Origin of the sequence: Plantactinospora sp. B24E8 (assembly GCF_039871735.1) — a bacterium.
Classification (GTDB): domain Bacteria; phylum Actinomycetota; class Actinomycetes; order Mycobacteriales; family Micromonosporaceae; genus Plantactinospora.
Genome location: NZ_JBDPMH010000004.1, coordinates 230,645 through 248,478 on the forward strand (window position 1 = coordinate 230,645; position 17,834 = coordinate 248,478).

At 73.3% G+C, this 17,834-nt stretch carries 15 protein-coding genes; 6 read left to right on the plus strand and 9 right to left on the minus strand.

The window, feature by feature from the left end; genetic code table 11:
• Window positions 1-90 precede the first annotated feature (90 nt).
• The gene (locus ABGB21_RS09235) at window positions 91-603 is read right to left on the minus strand and encodes a hypothetical protein (RefSeq protein ID WP_347651278.1); all 513 of its coding nucleotides are present in this window, start codon (window positions 601-603) and stop codon (window positions 91-93) included.
• 139 nt (window positions 604-742) lie between these two features.
• Here ABGB21_RS09235 and ABGB21_RS09240 point away from each other — a divergent pair, with 139 nt between their 5' ends.
• The 4 genes from ABGB21_RS09240 (at window position 743) to ABGB21_RS09255 (ending at window position 3,318) form a co-directional block, all read left to right on the plus strand.
• Window positions 743-1,684 (plus strand): SDR family oxidoreductase, encoded by a 942-nt coding sequence (locus tag ABGB21_RS09240; protein ID WP_347677332.1) that lies wholly within the window; start codon window positions 743-745, stop codon window positions 1,682-1,684.
• Between the two features lie 173 nt (window positions 1,685-1,857).
• Complete coding sequence (locus ABGB21_RS09245) at window positions 1,858-2,115, plus strand: hypothetical protein (protein WP_347651280.1); 258 nt, start codon at window positions 1,858-1,860, stop codon at window positions 2,113-2,115.
• 1 nt (window position 2,116) lies between these two features.
• The gene (locus ABGB21_RS09250) at window positions 2,117-2,899 is read left to right on the plus strand and encodes a DddA-like double-stranded DNA deaminase toxin (protein WP_347651351.1); all 783 of its coding nucleotides are present in this window, start codon (window positions 2,117-2,119) and stop codon (window positions 2,897-2,899) included.
• Window positions 2,896-3,318, plus strand: a complete 423-nt coding sequence (locus ABGB21_RS09255) for an Imm1 family immunity protein (protein WP_347651281.1) — start codon at window positions 2,896-2,898, stop codon at window positions 3,316-3,318. Before ABGB21_RS09250 ends, ABGB21_RS09255 begins: the two co-directional genes overlap by 4 nt.
• A 25-nt stretch (window positions 3,319-3,343) precedes the next feature.
• Here ABGB21_RS09255 and ABGB21_RS09260 read toward each other — a convergent pair whose 3' ends face one another.
• The 6 genes from ABGB21_RS09260 to eno all read right to left on the minus strand — a co-directional run bounded on the left by ABGB21_RS09260 (window position 3,344) and on the right by eno (window position 8,281).
• Window positions 3,344-3,697, minus strand: a complete 354-nt coding sequence (locus ABGB21_RS09260) for a group 1 truncated hemoglobin (RefSeq protein WP_347651282.1) — start codon at window positions 3,695-3,697, stop codon at window positions 3,344-3,346.
• Window positions 3,698-3,988: 291 nt separating this feature from the next.
• On the minus strand, window positions 3,989-5,020 hold the full coding sequence (locus tag ABGB21_RS09265) for a Ppx/GppA phosphatase family protein (protein ID WP_347651352.1): 1,032 nt from the start codon (window positions 5,018-5,020) through the stop codon (window positions 3,989-3,991).
• A gap of 93 nt (window positions 5,021-5,113) precedes the next feature.
• On the minus strand, window positions 5,114-5,716 hold the full coding sequence (locus ABGB21_RS09270; protein ID WP_347651284.1) for an amino-acid N-acetyltransferase: 603 nt from the start codon (window positions 5,714-5,716) through the stop codon (window positions 5,114-5,116).
• On the minus strand, window positions 5,713-6,258 hold the full coding sequence (locus tag ABGB21_RS09275) for a DUF501 domain-containing protein (RefSeq protein ID WP_347677446.1): 546 nt from the start codon (window positions 6,256-6,258) through the stop codon (window positions 5,713-5,715). The genes ABGB21_RS09270 and ABGB21_RS09275 overlap by 4 nt, the downstream gene beginning before the upstream one ends.
• A 50-nt stretch (window positions 6,259-6,308) precedes the next feature.
• Complete coding sequence (locus tag ABGB21_RS09280) at window positions 6,309-6,965, minus strand: septum formation initiator family protein (protein WP_347677334.1); 657 nt, start codon at window positions 6,963-6,965, stop codon at window positions 6,309-6,311.
• Window positions 6,966-6,997: 32 nt separating this feature from the next.
• Window positions 6,998-8,281, minus strand: a complete 1,284-nt coding sequence (eno, locus tag ABGB21_RS09285) for a phosphopyruvate hydratase (RefSeq protein WP_347651286.1) — start codon at window positions 8,279-8,281, stop codon at window positions 6,998-7,000.
• Between the two features lie 249 nt (window positions 8,282-8,530).
• Between eno and ABGB21_RS09290 the strand changes: the two genes are divergently transcribed.
• Window positions 8,531-9,238 (plus strand): hypothetical protein, encoded by a 708-nt coding sequence (locus ABGB21_RS09290; protein ID WP_347651287.1) that lies wholly within the window; start codon window positions 8,531-8,533, stop codon window positions 9,236-9,238.
• Between the two features lie 230 nt (window positions 9,239-9,468).
• Here the strand turns inward: ABGB21_RS09290 and ABGB21_RS09295 are convergent, their stop codons facing one another.
• Complete coding sequence (locus tag ABGB21_RS09295; RefSeq protein WP_347651288.1) at window positions 9,469-11,112, minus strand: DUF885 domain-containing protein; 1,644 nt, start codon at window positions 11,110-11,112, stop codon at window positions 9,469-9,471.
• A gap of 244 nt (window positions 11,113-11,356) precedes the next feature.
• Here ABGB21_RS09295 and ABGB21_RS09300 point away from each other — a divergent pair, with 244 nt between their 5' ends.
• The gene (locus ABGB21_RS09300) at window positions 11,357-16,342 is read left to right on the plus strand and encodes a HEAT repeat domain-containing protein (protein ID WP_347677336.1); all 4,986 of its coding nucleotides are present in this window, start codon (window positions 11,357-11,359) and stop codon (window positions 16,340-16,342) included.
• Here ABGB21_RS09300 and ABGB21_RS09305 read toward each other — a convergent pair.
• Window positions 16,306-17,781 carry a PLP-dependent aminotransferase family protein gene (locus ABGB21_RS09305; protein WP_347651290.1) on the minus strand — a complete coding sequence of 492 codons (1,476 nt, stop codon included), beginning with the start codon at window positions 17,779-17,781 and terminating at the stop codon, window positions 16,306-16,308. The genes ABGB21_RS09300 and ABGB21_RS09305 overlap by 37 nt on opposite strands.
• Between the last annotated feature and the right edge of the window lie 53 nt (window positions 17,782-17,834).

Here is a 17,834-nt window from a genome sequence, read left to right on the forward strand (position 1 = left end):
AGCATATGCTGACGCTGGAGCCTGCGTCAACATATGCTGACGCGGAGCCACGGTCAACCGCCCGCCCGCCGCAGGCAAGACGCGCTCGGCTCAGGCGTCCGGGAACGCGTGTTCCACGGTGACCGTGCAGGTGACGCCGACCGTACCGGTCTGCTCGTCGACCACCTGATCACCGACGATCAGGCGGCAGGTCACCGGGTGCCCCGGCAGCGCCCGGGCGTCCAGTACCAGCGCGCCGGTCGGGGCGGACACCTCGACCGTTTCGCTCCACGGCGTCCTGATCCCACCCTGGTCGTACGGGTCACCGAGGGAGCCCGACGCGCCGCTGCCGCCGTCCGGGCCGGCGCCGTCCCGCCGGTCGGCACGGCTGTCGGAGTCACTGCTGTCGTCCGGGCCACGCCAACTGATGCCGGCAACCGCTCCCGCGTCCGAGACGACCTCCATCCGGATCTCCCGGTCGCGTCCGAAGACCGTGAGCCCCAACCCGACGACCAGGGCGACGAGCGCGGCAACGCCAGCGACCAGGGCAAGCTTCCGACGGATACACCGAGCCCACGGAAGGTCACCGCCCGACCTCGCTCCGTCACCACTCTGCTGGCTCACCCTGGCCAGGTTACCCCGGGGTCATCGCCACTAATCCTCCACAGTGGAGGACGATCGCGGGTCGGCCCGGCGACCCCGTGCGCGCAACACGATCTCCGGGAGGGGCCGAACGGGACCGTCGGGGCGCAGAATGTGACCCATGACACGGCGGATGGTGGACATCGACGTACCGGACCTGACCGGCCGACTCGCGGTCGTCACCGGCGCGAACAGCGGACTCGGCCTCGGGCTGGCCGAACGGCTGGCCCGGGCCGGCGCGGAGGTGGTCCTCGCGGTCCGCAACCCGGACAAGGGCGCCGCCGCCATCGCGCGGATCCGCGCCGAACTGCCCGACGCCCGACTCACAGTCGGCCACCTCGACCTCTCCTCGCTGGCCAGCGTCGCCAGCTTCGGCGCCGAACGGGTAGCCGACGGCCGACCGGTCGACATCCTGGTCAACAACGCCGGCGTGCTGGCCCCGCCGAGACGGGAGCTCACCGAGGACGGCTGCGAACTCCAGTTCGGCACCAACTATCTCGGCCACTTCGCGCTGACCGGTCACCTGCTGCCGCTGCTGCGTGCGGCGACCGCCTCCCGGGTGGTGTCGATGAGCAGCCTGATGAGCCGGGTCGGCCGGCTCGACTTCGACAACCTGCGGGGTGAACGGCGGTACCGGTCGTGGCAGGCGTACGGGCTCTCCAAGCTCGCCCTCCTGGTCTTCGCCCGGGAGTTCGACCGACGGGCCACGGCGGGCGGTTGGGGCGTACGCGGTTATGCCGCCCATCCGGGCGCGACGGTGACCAACCTCCAGCTCACCGGGGCCACCCACGGCGGACGCCGGGTCCGCCTCATCGCGCTGCGCAACCGACTGATGTACGCCGTACCGATCTGGCAGCAGGTGTCGACCGGCATCCTGCCCGCCCTGTACGCCGCCACGAGCCCGGACGCTGAAGGCGGCGGCTACTACGGCCCGGCCGGGTTCGCCGAACTCGGCGGTCCGCCCACCCCGGCGAGACTGCCCGGCAGCCTGCCGGATCCGGCCGGGGCGGCCCGACTCTGGGAGGTCTCCGAGCAGCTCACCGGCGTCCGCTACCCCACCTGACCACCGCTCTGGCAGCGATGGCGATCCGCCGCCTCGCCCACTCGATTCGAGATCCATCCAAGTATCGACGTAGGACAATTTCGGATCAGGACAAAAATCGTCGACTTTCCACCGTTGACTGTGTGACGGATGGTTAGCTGTCCACGGTTGCCCTCTCGCAGAGAGGACCGTGGGTGTCGATAGCAGAGATCGCCGTCATACTCCGTCGCTTCAGCGACGAACTGCCCGTCACCGAGGTCGTCACCGCCGAGACCGCCCTCGCCGAGATCATCGCGGAACTGGCCACCACCCTGGCCGGAACCCGCGATCCGGACGCGGTCGCCGTCCTGACCGAACTCCGGGCCGCCCGGCGCGTCCTGCGGGACGCCCATGCCGAACTCGTCGCCGCAGCCGGCGGCTGCCGCGAATACCTGTCGAGACTCGGTGCCTGAGATGGCACTCGACGAGATCGTCAATTCCCTCCGCTCGGCCCGGACGCGCCTCCCGATCCCGGATCTCGCGCACGCCCGGAACACGCTTGTCGCATTGAGTCGGGAACTCGGGGCCGCCATCAGGGGCTCTCGGCACGCCGGCGTCGTCGGCTCGGTCGCCGCCGCCGAGCGGGGGCGGAAACACCTGGACGACGCCGTCGACCGGCTCCGCACCGCCGGCCGACGGCTGGACAGCTACCTGACGACCATCACCGGTGCCGGCACCGCAGTAGCGGCGCCCGACTCGCCGGCCCCGGCCGCCACGACAGCCGACGCCACCGACATCCCCACACCGGTCGGTCCGGGATGGGTACGCGCGACCGTCGTGCCCGACCGGGTGCGGAAGATCGGCGGAGGGTTCCGTTCCCGGCCGGCCGGGACCAACCGGCCCAGCGCCGGCGTCTTCCGAGGCAGCCCTCTCCAATCGGGTGGGCGGGACCGGAGCATCGCCGCCGACCTCGTCCACGAGCCTCTGCGCGGGCCGCCGGTCACCTTCTACCAGCACGTGGAGTCGAAGGCGGCGGCAACCATGCGACGCGACAACGTCACCGAGGCCGACCTGGTCGTTGACAACACTGTGTGTGGCACGAATCAACGCGACCACGACCAGGAGTGGTCCTGCGCGGCCGTGCTCCCGTCAATCCTGCCCCACGGCTCGCGGCTGACCGTCTGGGTGACCCGGGACAGCGGCAGGACGTGGTGGCGCACCACCTACCTCGGCACCGGCGAAAGGATCAGACGGTGACGTTCGTGATGTCGGACTACCATGGCCACCGCGAGGAGCTGTCCGGCCCCGCCGACGCGGGCGAGTGGTTCGACGAGCAGGCTGACATGGTCATGCCGCACGGCGGGTCGGGGCAGGTGATCTGGTTCGGGCCGGCAAGCGGACCGGCCGAGTTGCGGGTCGACGTGGATGTCGAGGCCGGCCGAGCGGCGCTGCGCTGGACCGTCGACGGGACGTACGCCGTCGAGCTCGAGCCCGGGTCTCCGATTACCGTCCTGGAGTCCCCTGACTCGGGCCTGGTCACCGTGCCGGCCCGGCTGGCCCGGGTACGCCCGGCCACCGCCCGGGCCGCGGTCGTGGAGTACGTCACCACCGGACGGCGTCCGCACCACCTGACCTGGGTGTCCGAGGAGGACGATCCCGGGGCGACAGCGATGTGACACCGTCCGGTGGCAACGGAACGATTCAGGCGGTGACAACCTCGCCGCGCAGCGGCGCGAGCGCGCCACCGATCTGACCGATCGTCTCCTCCGGCACACCGAGGCCGGACAGCGTGGCGACCAGGTGCCCGACCACCGCGTCGAAGTCCTCGTCCTTGATCTTCAGGTCGGCGTGCGCGGCGGCCATGTCCCGGCCACTGTAGATCTCCGACCCGCCGATCGCGGCCGCGATGAAGGACCGCTGGTGCGCCTTCAACTTCTGGATGTCGACACCGACGAAGTACGGCGCCAACTGCGGGTCGCCGAGCACCCGTACGTAGAAGTCGTCAACCGCAGCCTGGACAGCCGGTGCGCCGCCGATGGAGTCGTAGATGCTCATGTGAGGGGTGGCCTTTCTGGACAGATGGTGGCCGACAAATCAGGGGCATTCACCCAGAGCGTGACGATACAGCGGACGCTAGGTCCGGTCCATTGCACGATCATTGGCGGTCGACAACGGGAAGGCTATCAATCCCTCACATCGACCCTTCGTCACCGGTGAGATACCCCCTGATCATCCGGCCGCTCGCCGGCGCGGGCCGGCGCCATCGTCAGCCGGCGCCATCGCGAGCCGGCGCCATCGCGAGCCGGCGCCATCGCGAGCCGGCGCCATCGCGGGCGCCGGCCGGGATCAGCGGTGGAGGTCGCGGCGCCCGGGCTCCTGCAGAGACCAGGCGATCCCGTCGAGGATGTCGTGCTCGGAGGCGATCACCGAGTCCATCCCGGCCCGCTCCATGATCACCTTCAGCACCAGGGCGCCCGCCCCGATCACGTCGGCCCGGCCGGGATGCATCACCGGAATGGTCAACCGTTCGGCGGTCGACCGGGCCAGCAGGTCGGTGCTCACCTTCGCCACCTCGTCGTACGAGATCCGGGCGTGGTGGATCCGGTCGGACCGGTACTCCGGCAGGCCGAGCGCGATCCCGGCGACGGTGGTGACCGAACCGGCCAGTCCGATCAGCGTGGCCGCCGACCGCCCCGGCACCACCGAGAGCGCCCGGTCGACGATCGCGGTGATGTCCGCCTCGGCAGCGGCGACCTGCGCGGCGGTCGGCGGATCGGCGGACAGGTGCCGCTCGGTCATCCGGACACAGCCGACGTCGACCGACAGCGCCGCCTCCACCGACACCCCGCCCGGCGGCAACTCCACCGCCACCGCCGACACCTTGCCCGAGGCCGGACCAGCGCCGGTCGGGCGGCCGCCGACAACAAACTCGGTCGAGCCACCCCCGATGTCCACCACCAGGTACGGCGCCGGCACGTCGGCGCCGAGGCCGCGTACCGCCCCGGTGAAGGAGAGCCGGGCCTCCTCGTCGCCGGTCACCACCTCCGGCTCGACACCGAGGGTGGCCAGCACCATCGCCCGGAACTCGTCGGCGTTCGACGCGTCCCGGGAGGCGGAGGTGGCGCACATCCGTACCCGGGAGGCGCCCAACTCGGCGATCTGCCCGGCGTAGTCGGCGAGCGCGACCCGGGTCCGCTCGATCGCCTCCGGCGCCAGCCGGCCGGTCCGGTCGATGTCCTGGCCCAGTCGGACGATCTCCATCCGGCGGACCACGTCGACCAGCTCGGCCTGCGGCCCGGCGGACGGGTCGGGCAGGTCGGCCACCAGCAGCCGGATCGAGTTCGTACCGCAGTCGATCGCGGCGACCCGGTCGGGCACGGATTCCGTCGTCACGACCGCCAGCCTACCGATCGGCCGACGTGCCCTTACTCGCGGTGACGGCCCGACCCGAGGTTGCTGAGCGGGCCGTCGTCACAGGCGGAGCAGCATGCGGACGTTGCCGAGGGTGTTCGGCTTGACCCGTTCCAGGTCGAGGAACTCGGCGACACCCTCGTCGTACGAGCGCAGCAACTGCTCGTACACGGCGTGCGGGACCGGCGCCCCGTCGATCTCGACGAAGCCGAAATTGCCGAAGAACCGGGTCTCGAAGGTGAGGACGAAGACCCGGGATACGCCGATCTCGCGGGCGGTGTCGAGCAGTTCGGCGACGATACGGTGACCGATCCGGTGGCCGCGCCAGTCGGGGTGTACCGCGACGGAACGGATCTCGGCCAGGTCCTCCCACATCACGTGCAGCGCGCCGCAGCCGAGCACCGTGCCGTCGACCGGATGCACCGCGACCCGGAACTCCTGCACGTCCTCGTAGAGGGTGACCAGCGGTTTGCTCAGCATCCGCCGACCGCCCCGGTAGGTCTCGATCAGGTCCCGGATCTGCCGTACGTCGCCGGACCGGGCGCGTCGGACGACCGGTTCCGGCGGTGCCGCACCGGCCCGGCCGTTCTCCGGGGCCGTCCCGGTCGGCCCCGCTGCTCCCGGCCCCGCCGCTCCGGTCGGGCCCGCCGCGGCGTCGGTCATTCCGTCGGCTCCACGCAGGGGCCGTCGCGCCACCACGGCTCCAGCAGCTCCAACACCTCGTCACCGAACGGGTTCACCCCGGGCCCGGCGGCGAGCGCGTGCCCGAGGTGCACGTGCAGGCACTTCACCCGGCCCGGCATGCCGCCAGCCGAGATCCCCTCGATCTCCGGCACCTGACCGATCGCCTCCCGGCGGGCCAGGTAGTCCCGGTGCGCCGCCAGGTAGCGGTCGGCCAGCTCAGGATCGGCGGCGAGCCGTTCGGCCATCTCCCGCATCACCCCGGCGGACTCCAGCCGGCTGCAGCCGGCGGTGGCCCGGGGGCAGGTCAGGTAGAACAGGGTCGGGAACGGGGTGCCGTCGGCCAGCCTCGGCGTCGTCTCCACCACGTCCGGCAGCCCGCACGGGCAGCGGTGCGCCACCGCCCGGGTGCCGCGCGGGGTACGGCCGAGCTGGGCGGCCACCACCGCCAGATCCTGCTCGGTCGCCGGCTCGCGTACCGGTGGCGGCACCTCGGCCGCCACCGGTTGGGCCACGGGTTCCACCGGTACGCCAGCCTGCTGCTCCACCGGCGAACCCGGGGTCTCCGATCTGCTCACTGTCCGGCCTGCTCCGCTTCGTTGGCCGCCCGCACACTGGACCAGAGGGTGTCGTACCAGGGCTCGGCGGCGGTCTGTTCAGCCGCCTTCGGGTCGACCCGGGCGGCTTCCCGGGCGGCGTCGTCACGGTTACGCAGCACCACGAGGGGAGTCTCCCCGGGCAGCACCATGTAGAACCGCTCCCTCGCCTGGATCTTGACGTACTCGGGGTCGTCCCAGAGCGCGGCCTCGACCTCCAGGTCACCGATGAGCTCGCGCTGGGCCCGCAGGTCCGCCTCCATCCGGGCAATGTCGGACTGCTGGTCGAGATAGACCCGGACCGGATAGGTGTAGGCGAGGGCGAGGGCGACCAGGACACCGATCAGGACCCCGGCCCGACCGGTGTACCGGCGGGGATGGGTGGCGGAGGTGCGTTTCACCACCCGGGAGACGCCGGTGCGGCGGGCCGCCCCGGGCCGGTTGCCGGACCGGGCGCCCTCCGTGCTCCGGGCCGCGCCGGCGGCACGGCCGGTGGACGAGCGGGTCGAGCCGGTCGACCGGGTAGCACCCGATCGTGGCTCGGCCCGCCCGCCGGACTCGCGGGAGACCGGACGGCCGGGCCGACCCGGCCGTCGGGCCGGGCCCTGCCCGCTCGGCGTACGGCGTTGCGTCATCGCCGTCGCACCCCTCCCCGAGTCCTACGTCGTCAGGCCGAACGGTAACGCGGGAAGGCGCTCGCGCCCGCGTACCGCGCCGCGTCGGCCAACTCCTCCTCGATCCGGAGCAGCTGGTTGTACTTCGCCACCCGGTCGGAGCGGGCCGGGGCGCCGGTCTTGATCTGCCCGGTGCCCATCGCCACCGCCAGGTCGGCGATCGTGGTGTCCTCGGTCTCGCCGGACCGGTGGCTCATCATGCACGTGAACCCGGCGCGGTGCGCCAGGTCGACCGCCTCGAAGGTCTCGGTCAACGACCCGATCTGGTTCACCTTCACCAGTACGGCGTTCGCGGCCTTCTCGGCGATGCCCCGGGCGATCCGCTGCGGGTTGGTGACGAACAGGTCGTCGCCGACGATCTGGATCCGCTCGCCGACCGAGGCGGTCATGGCGGTCCAGCCGGACCAGTCGTCCTCGGCCAGCGGGTCCTCGATCGAGACGATCGGGTAGTCGTCGAGCAGCTTGTGGTAGTAGGCGGTCATCTCGTCCGCCGTCTTGGTGCCGCCCTCGAAGGTGTAGACGCCGTCGGAGAAGAACTCGGTGGCGGCGACGTCGAGCGCGAAGACGATGTCGGTGCCGACCCGGTAGCCGGCCTTCTCGACCGCCTCGCCGATCAGGTCGAGCGCGGTGGAGTTGGTCGGCAGGTTCGGGGCGAAGCCGCCCTCGTCGCCGAGCCCGGTGCTCAGGCCCTGCTTCTTCAGCACGGACTTGAGCGCCTGGTAGACCTCGGCGCCGGAGCGCAGCGCGTCCCGGAAGGTCGGGGCACCGATCGGGGCGATCATGAACTCCTGCACGTCGACGTTGGAGTCGGCGTGCGCGCCACCGTTGAGGATGTTCATCATCGGCACCGGCAGCAGGTGGGCGTGCGGGCCGCCCAGGTAGCGGAAGAGGCTCAGCCCGCTGCTCTTCGCCGCCGCCTTCGCCACCGCCAGCGAGACGCCGAGGATGGCGTTCGCGCCCAGCTCCGACTTGTCGTCGGTGCCGTCGATGTCGAGCATCTTCTGGTCGATCAGCCGCTGCTCGCTGGCCTCGTACCCGATGAGCTGGTCGACGATGCGGTCCTCGATGTTGGCGACCGCCTTCTCCACGCCCTTGCCGCCGTACCGGTCCTTGTCGCCGTCGCGCAGCTCCAGCGCCTCGAAGGCACCGGTGGACGCGCCGGACGGCACCGCGGCCCGGCCGACGGTGCCGTCGTCCAGCCCGACCTCGACCTCGACGGTCGGGTTGCCCCGCGAGTCCAGAATCTCCCGGGCGACAATCACCTCGATGGTGGCCACTGTCCTGCTCCTCAGTAGTCGATAACGGTCCATCGGTTGTCGATGGTGGTGGTGTCCCCGTCGCGACGGTGCGGCGCAGGCCCCGTCGGGAAAGCCTATCGGGCCGGGTACCGCCCGCGTGCGCTGGCCGGTGACCCGACGGCCCGACCCGACCGCACCGCTGACCCACCACCGACATTTCCGCACGTCCTGTGCGACAGGTGGGAGTCGGTTTGCGCGAGCTTGACCCGATCGACAAGGCTGTTGCCCATGCCGGCTGTGTCAACCTCACTCCGGGTACTCACGGGGGCCATCATCACCGTACTGACCATCTCAGGGTGTCAGACCCTGGACGACGCGGGTCGGGTGATCGGCCGGGCCGACCTGGTCAACGACCTCGCCGCCCGGCTGGACCGGTCGACCGAGCTCACCTACTCGGCCGACTACCAACTGCCGGGTGGCCGAACCGCGTCGATCTCGCAGTCCCAGGATCCGCTGCGAGCCGCGTACGTCTATCCCGGTGGCAAGCTGACCGTCACCGCCGACGCGACGATGGAGTGCGACACCGGCGGAAAGAAGCCGACCTGCACGTTGACCGCGCCACCGGCGCCCAACAGCAAGCCGGCGATCACGGTCTACTCGGAGATGAACAAGCACGGCCTGGTCACCCCGCCGGTGGTGGTGGGGCTGCTCACCGCCGCCGCCCTCGACCCGGCCGCGGTGATCAAACAGAACGACACCACGGTCGCCGGCCGGCACGCCACCTGCGTACGCGTGCAGGGGCTCAGCGACGCGGCGGCCAGCACGTTCCACGCCTGCATCACCAGCGAGGGGACCCTGGGCAGCTTCACCGGCACCGTCGACGGCGCCGACCTGGAGGTGACGATGAGTCGCTACCGGGAGGCGGTGGAGAGCGCCGCGTTCGAGATGCCGACCGGCGCCGGGGTGGTCGACCGACGGCCCGCCCAGCCGGAGTGACCCGGGCGTCGGCCCCGGTGTGATCACACCGGGGCCGACGTCGACCAGGTTCCTTCTTGTTCGCAGCCTAGGTGGGCGCTTGGCCCGGTGCGTGGCGTTTACCCGATCGGGGGCAAAAGCGCCGAAGCATGTCGGGTTCCGTCCTTCCGGCCCCGGTCGGTCCGGCTGTCCCACCGGTCGCCGCCGACCGTTGTCACCCGGACGGCGCGGGGTCAGTGCCCGCCGGGGTGTCACCAGGCGTTGTGGTCGGCGCCGTCCAGTCCGAGCAGGGCGGGGAGATGCCGCGGCGGCGGAGAGCCGTGCGCCAGCATCGCGTCGTGCCACTCGCGGACCGGTACGCCGGACGGCCGGCTCGCGGCAACCTCGGCGACCTGGGTGTAACCGACGAAGTACGTCGACAGTTGCGTCGAGGTGAGCAGCGCCCGCCGCCACTTCCCGGCCGCCTCGCCCTCCTCCTGGAAGCCCCGGCCCGTCATCAGCTCCATCGCGTCGGCCTCGGCCATCCCCTCGCAGTGTGTGAGTTGGTCGAGAATCGCGTTGATGGTCATCCGGAGTTGCATCTTGAGCTGCTGCAACCGGACCGCGAGCCCGCCGAAACCACGCTCGGCCATCAACTGCTCGGCGTAGACCGCCCACCCCTCGACGAACGGGCCGGAGTGGCCGAGCGCCCGGACCCGGCTGCTGCCCCGGTAACGCCGGGCGTGCGCCAGCTGGAGGAAGTGCCCCGGCATCGCCTCGTGCACGGTCAGGTTCCGGATCATGTGGTTGTTGTACTCGCGGTAAAAGGACTCGATCCGGGCCGCCGGCCAGTCCGCCGGGGCCGGCGCGATGCAGTAGTACGTCGGCACGTCGGCGGTCTCCAACGGGCCGGGCGAGTCGCAGTAGGCGACCGCCACCCCCCGGTCGTGTTCCGGCATCTCCTTGATCACGCACGGATCGTCCACAAGGGAGACGAGCTCGGTGTCGGCCACGAAGTCCGTCGCCTCGCCCAGGGTCGCCTTCGCCAACGACACGATCGAGGTCTCGTCCGGGTGCTCGTCGGCGAGCAGCCGCAGCGCCTGGCGTACCGCGTCGTCGGAGGCCGGGCCGCCGACCAGCTCGACGGCGGCGGCGCGGATCTCCTCGGTCACCCGCTCCAGGTTGGCCCAGGCCCGGTCCAGCACCTCACGGGCGGACAGCTCGGTGTCCAGGGTGTGCCAGAGCCGCGCCTCCCACAGCCGCCGGCCCAGCCTCGGGTCCCGGCCCGGTCCGGCGTCGTCGCGCAGGCCGGTGCGCAGCCAGTCGGCGAATCCGGTCAGTTCGCGTACCGCCACCTCGGCCACCGGTCCCACCGTGCCGCGCAGCCCCGGCTCCTCGTCGAGCAGCGTCGGCAGCTGGTTGCGCAGCAGCGCCGCCGCGCCGTCGTACTGACCGGCCGCCGTCTCGACGTGGATCCGGGGCATGTCGCCCAGCAGCGCCCTGGCGGTGGCCAGCCCGTCCGGTACGGCGGACAGTCGGCCGGCCAGGCTGGTCAGCCGTACGTCGGCCGGCGCGAACGGCCGGATCAGCAGCTCGTTCAGCAGGTGCGCGGGATTGTGTACCAGCGGGTTCCACTCGTGCGAGCGGACCTCGGTCAACTCGAAGATCCCCCGGTCGACCAGTGCCGAGAGCACCGCGTGGTCCACCCGTTCCGGCGTCGGCAGTTCCTCGGCCTCCACCTCGGAGAGCGCGTGGGCGGCCTCCCGCAGCATCGTCACCCGGCCGGTGACCGCGTCGGCGGACCAGTCCGGAAGCCGGTCGTCGGAGCCGTGCTCGCCGACCGAGGAGGCCAGGGCCGGGTCACTGGCCAGCAGGGCGTCGACGATCCGCTCGACCAGCGGGACAAATGGTGGCATGCGCAGAACCTAACCGATCGGGCGGACGGAAAGGGAAGGACCGGACCTCCCCGGCGGACCGGGTAGCGCGGCCCGGGTAGCGCGGCCCGGGTAGCGCGGCCCGGGCAGCGAAGACCGACCGGGGGTCCGGCAGCCGGCGGGCCGGCGGGGCAGCCGGTGTGCCGCCCGGAAATCGTGGCCCCGGAAAACGTCGGCTCGGAAACGCGGGCGCGGATGGCGGGGGCGCGGACTACCATCGGACGCCGTGACGCGACCGGCCCGACCGACGCGGTTGACGCAACGGGAATCCGACGCGGTGCGGCAGGCGGACCTCGGGTGGCTGGCCAGCCAGCTCGACGCGACGGAGGAACTGCCCTCCGCCCTGGTCACAGCCCTGCTCCGGCACGACGATCCGGGTCTGCGTCACCTGGCCCTGGACCATCTCGACGGACGGGCCCGCCGGGCCGGCCGGCACGGGGCGGAGCTGGCGCGACTCGCCACCCTGATGCCGGCGGCGGTGGCCGGGCCGCCGGAGAGCGCACTCGTCCTGGCCCGGTTGTACCAGCGGCTGGGCCGGCATCTGCCCCGGGACCGCCGACCGCCGTGGCGTACCGCCAACCTGCCGGTCCCGGTACGGATCGCCTGGCTCCAGGCCGAGATCCTCCAGCATCCCGAGGTGCTGCGTCGGGAACCACCGGGCGAACTGCTGTACCAGGCGGTGGAGCGGCTCGACCTCGCCGACGCGTACCGGCCCGGAGATCTGGTCCGGGAACTGGTGGACAGCGGTCGCGGTGTGCTGCACGCGACGGCGTTACGACTGATCCGGGACGGGTTGCGGGACGCCCTGCTCACGCCGGCCCGCGCCCGGAAGTACCTCGTCGGGCTGCTCGACACCCCGGACGTCACGGTCGCCACCGGTACGCTGCGCGAACTCGCCGAGCCGTGGGCCACCGCCGGTCCGCTCCCCCGGGAACGGTTCCGTCGTTTCCTCGCCGTCGCCCCACCCGCGCCGGCCGGCGCGCCGGCGGCACCGGAGGCAGCGCTGGTCGACACCGGCGCACCGGCGCCGGAACCGGCGCTGATCGACGCGGTGCTGTTGGCGGCGGCCCGGCACGGACACGGTGATCTGCTGTGGGAGGTGGTCACCGAGCCCGTCATGCCGCCGGAGTCCCGACGGTCCGCCCTGGCGATGCTCGGCGACCTCGCCGCCGCCGGGGAGATCCCCGACCTGACCGGTACCGCCGGAACCGACCCGCTGCTCTTCGGCGAGGCGGTGTTCCGCTGCCTCCGGGCGATGCACCGACGCGGGGTCTTTCCCGACGACGCCGCCGCTCCGTCCATCGTGGAGGTGGCGCTCGCCGACCACACCGTCCCGGCGGCCGGGTTCGCCACCGTCGTCTTCCCGTGTCGCCACGCGGCGGCTGCCGCCCTGCTCGCCGCGAACCCCGACGATCCGTCCTGGCCACGCCGACTGGACCTGCTGGTCGCCCTCGCCGGACAGGGCGACGGCAGCCTTCCGATCGGCGAGGCCGTCACCGCCGCCCTGGGCGCCGTACGACGGCCGGAGCCCTTCCTCGCCGCGATCCGCGCGCTGCGGTACACCGCCGCCGAGCCAGCGGTCATCAGCACGTTGCCCCGCGCGCCCGAGGCCGCGCTGGAGACCCTCGCCGCCATCGGCGGGCCCCGGACCGTGGCCGCCCTGGCCGAACAACTGGGCCTGGCCGAACAACTGGGCCTGGCCGGCACCGTCACCACCGGCGCCGCCGGAGCCAGCGGATCGGATCCCGCCGTCGGCCCGGTGGTCGCCGACCGACCGGACACCATCGGCTCCGCAATCGCCGACCGACCGGACACCGGCGACAGCGTCGTGGCGTACCTGCGTCCGGTCCGACACCGGGCCCTCGAACTCCTGTGGCACCTGGTCACGGAGCCCCGACAGCGAGCGGCCCTGCTGGCCCGGCTCAACCCCCGGGACGTACCCGGACGGATCGTCCGGGACCTCGGCGGACCCGACCGGCGCGAGCTGGCACTGCTGGCCGCCGACGCCGACCCCGCCCGGCCCGTCGAGATGCTGCTGCGGCTCGCCGCGAACGGCGACGCGGACGCCGTACCGGCCATCGCCGAGCTTCTGCTGCGGATCGTCGGGGAACTCGCCGCGTCGGCCCGACCGGACGCCCCGATCCGGCCCGGCCCCGACCACCGGACCTGCGGGGAGGATCCACCGGTACGACGGGCCGACGGCTGGTCACCCGCCGAACCCGAAATCCCCCACGAGGTGGTCAGGGCCATCCACACGCTCGGCCGCCGGCTGCACGACCGGGGCAGGATCCGACCGGTCTGCCTGCTCGACGCGGCGACCTCGGACCAGGCCGGCCACGCGCTCGTCGCGACCGTCGCGCTGGACCTGCTCCACCGTCCCGGGCTCACCGCCGCCGAGCAGGCCATCCTGCTCACCATGCTGGGCGGCACCCACCACCCCGGCAGTCGGGCCGGGATCCTGCGGCTACTCCGCCACCCGGACCGACAGGTACGCCGACACGCGATCCCGTTGCTGGTCACCGACAGGTCCGGTGCCGACGCCGAGGCGCTCTCCGCCACCCTGATCGCGCTGACCAGGGACCGTGACCCGGAGACCGTACGGCAGGCGTTGGCCGCACTCGGCCAGGCCCGGGCCAGCTGGGCCGCACCGGCGATCGCCGCCGGGCTCGACCATCCCGCGATGAGCGTGAAGAAGACCGCCGCCGCGGTGCTGGTCCACGCCGGTACGCCGGCCGCCGTACCGAAACTCGTGTTCTGGCTCGGGCACCACGACAACCCCGGTTTCCGTACGGCCCTGGTGGCGGCGCTCCGGGCGGTACTCGGCGACACGTACCCGGCCACCGTCCTCGCCGCCGCGGAACAGGCCCGGGACGACCGGTCCCGCGCGCTCCTGCTGGACGGGCTCGACCGGTCGCTGTCGGTCCGCGCGGTCGAGGCGGTCGCCGAACAGCGCTCCCCGGTCGCGGCGGAGTTGCTCACCCGGATCGCCACCGGCCGGCTGGCCCTGGGCGCCGGCAGCCCCGCCGAGCTGGCCGGGCAGTTCGCGGCCTACCGGATCGTCGTACCGGCCGAGCCGCCACCGGCCCCCGTCGACCCGCCCGATCCCGACGTGCAGACCCTGGCCCGGGACGGCTGGCGGGCGGCGACCGCGGTACGGATCGTGGCCCGGCACGGCCACCGGCCGGGCGGCCTGATCGCCCCGGACCGCGGCCGGCTGCGTCCGATGCTGGCGGACTGGTTACGGCTGGCCGGACGGCGGCCGGCCGAGCTGCGGCGGATCGTCCGGCTCGCCCTGGCCGTCTGCCCCGCGCCGTGGTCGGCCGACGAGGTCGGGGTCTTCGCCGGCGCGACCGGGGTACTGCTCACCGCCCTGGCCGAGGCCGTCCCGCCGCCCACCGAGAGCGGGACGGGCCCGGCGGCCGTGTCCGGTCCGGATGACAACGGCGCAGCTGAGCCGGGCGAGGCCGGCGGCGTACCGGAGTGGGACGTGATCCTCGCGGTACTCGACGCGGTGGCGCCGACCCTGCGTCCGGCCGAGGCGCTCGGTGTCGCCCTGCGGCTCCGTACGCTGCCGCCGCCGACCAACGGGGTCGGGTGGCTCGTCCTGCTCCGCCGCTGTGGCGCGGTGCTGACCCGGCTCGACGTCGAGCGGGCGCTCGGGGCGGCTCGGTCCGGCCCCGACCCGTGGCGGGCGGAGCCGGCCATCCTCCGTACCGCGTTCCCGGTCGACGACGCCACCCCGGTCCTGTCCGGCGATCCGACGGCCGCGGGCCGGGTCGCCGACTGGCGCCGTGACCTCACGGCGGCGGTACGCGACCCCGGGACGCTGGCCACCTTCCGGGCCGGGGACACGTCCCCTCTCCCGTCGCGGGAACGTCTGGCCGGCCTGATCGGGGTCTTCTCCTCGGCCCCGCCGGCGGTACGTGGTGCGCTGCTGGACTGGCTGGAGGCGCTGCAGCCGATCGACGCCCCGCCCTGGAACCGGGGCGAACCGGGGCGGTCCGCCGGCCCACCGCCCCGCGCCCCGCGGCTCGCCGACCTCGACCAGCCGCGTTCGACCGCGCAACGGGAGCGTCTGTTCGCGCTGCTCGACTCCGCCGACGCCGCCCGGCGCGACAGCGCGGCGCGCCAACTGCTCGGCTGGCCCGAGCCGGAGACCAGACAGGCCGTGCTCCGGGCGTTCCTGGCCGGACGGGTCGAGGTGCCGACCGTCGCCGACCTCGCGGAGGCGCTGGCCACCATGGATCCGAACGACCTACCGTCGGGCGACCGGAACGACGCGGCAGCAGACCCGGCGACCACCGACGCTGTCCGGGAGCGGGTCGCCCAGGTCGCCGCGCACCTCGCGCCGGCCGACCTGCACCGCCTCCTCCCGCTGTTGGTGACCTGGTGGGAACAGGGCGGGCCGGCCCTCCGGATGTCGGTCGCGCAGGCGCTGCACCGCCGTCCCGGGAACGCCGACCGGGTCGCGGAGTATCTCGGTGACCGGCTGGCCGCCGGTGCTTGGGGCCTGGTCGATCTGCTCGCCGGGCAGCCGCTGCTGCGCACCCCGGCCCTGACCGAGTTGCGTCGGCGGCTGCGGGTCGAACGGGGTCCGGAGGCGGCGGACCGGCTGGTCCTGGTACCCGGCCCGCTCGCCGGCGGATCGGACACCGCCAGCACCGGACCGGCCGACCGGACTCCGGTGGAACACCCGGCCGGCCCCGCCCGGCCGGAGTTGGTGAGCCTGGTCCGGACCGGTCAGCCGGAACAGGCCCGCCGTGCCCTCGGGCGGCTCGCCGAGGCGTGGGAGGAGGCCGGTCGGACGGAACGGCGGCCCGGCCGAGGGCCGGATCCCGAGCCCGCCGACCTGCTGGCTGAACTGCTCAATCATCCGGAGCGCCGGCTCCGCGCGTACGCGCACCGGATCGGCCGGCGGGTCCTGGACCGTACGACGTACCTCGAACACAGTCTGGTGCTGCTCCGCGACCGCGAGCCGGAGATCGTCCGTACCGCGATTCGGGCGCTCTGCCACGCGACGTACCGGCCGGCGATCCCCGCCGTCGTCGACCTGCTCACCCACTCCGACCCGACGGTCCGCCGAACCGCCGCCGACGGGCTCCGACTGTTCGGGGTGTCGGCGGTGCCCGCCCTCCGACACGCGGCCGGTCGGGCCCGCCCGGACCGACGACACCACTACACCGGGCTGCTCGACCAGCTCAGCGCCTCCTGACCGCCGCCCGCGGCCGGCGCGACAAGCGCGGCGAGGGTCACCACCGCCTGCGTCAGTACGTCCGGCGGGTGCGTGGCGTAGCCGAGGACCAGTCCGGGCGGGCCGCCCGGGTCAACTCGGAGCCGGGACAGTGGCAACGCGCCGAGGCCGGCCGGCCCGGCCGCCCGGGCCAGCGCCACGTCGTCGGTCCCGTCCGGCAGCTCCACCACCAGGTGCATCCCGGCCGCGATGCCGGAGACCCGGGCGGACGGCAGATGACGGCGGACCGCCGCCACCACCGCGTCCCGACGGATCCGGTAGACCCGGCGCAGCCGGCGCAGATGCCGGTCGTAACCCCCGGTGCTGAGCAGCTCGGCGAAGGCCAGCTGTTCCAGTACCGGACCGCAGACGTCGGCGGCGAGTTTCCCGGCCCGCACCGCCGCCCGCCACCGGGCGGGTACCACCAGCCACCCGAGTCGCAGCGCCGGGGCGAGCGCCTTGCTGGCCGAACCGATGTGTGCGACCAGGTCCGGAGCGACCCCCTGCAGGCAGCCGACCGGGTCGCGGTCGTACCGGAACTCGGCGTCGTAGTCGTCCTCCACGACCAACCCGTCGACCCGCCGCGCCCAGTCGAGCAGTGCCGTCCGCCGGTCGGGCGCCAGCACCACCCCGGTCGGGAACTGGTGTGCCGGGGTGACCAGCACCGCCCGTACCCCGGAGCGGTCCAGCGCGGCCACGTCCAGGCCGCCGGCGTCGACCGGTACCGGGACCAGCCGCAGCCCGTGCGCGACCAGGTGCTCGCGGATCGACGCGCTGCCCGGGTCCTCCATGCCGACCGCGTCGACACCGGCGGCCCGCAGAGCCCCGGCGACCAGCCCGAACGCCTGTCCCGCGCCGGTGGTGGCGATCAGGTCGCCGGGACGCACCCGGGCGGCCCGGACCCGGCCGAGGTAACCGGCGAGTTCGGCCCGGAGCCGGGGCGCGCCGGCCGGGTCACCGTAGTCGAGGTCGGCGGTCCGGGCCTGGCGCAGCGCCCGCTCGTACGCCCGACGCCAGGCCGTCCGGGGGAACATCCCCAGGTCCGGTACGCCCGGCCGCAACGGGCGGACCTGGTTCACCGGCTCCACCCATCCCGGTTCGGCCCGCTCCGACTCCCGCCGCCCCGGCCCCGCCCGTCCGGAGTCCCGACGGTCCGGCTCGCCTGGTGCCACGGTGGTGCCGGAGCCGCGCCGGGAGACGAGCCGGCCCTCGGCGACCAGCCGCTCGTACGCCTCCACCACCACACCCCGGGAGAGCCGCAGGTCGGCGGCGAGGTCCCGGCTGGACGGCAGCCGGGCACCGGGGACGAGCCGACCGGCGACGATCGCCTCCCGTAGTGCCCCGGTGAGCCGGTCAGCCAGCCCGGGGCCGGTCCGGTCGAACTCGACCAGCGCCTCCAGCAACGCCAATTGGTCCTCCAAAACAGCGCACCAGTGGATCTGTGGGCTGGACCACCCGCACCCTAGCCTCGCCC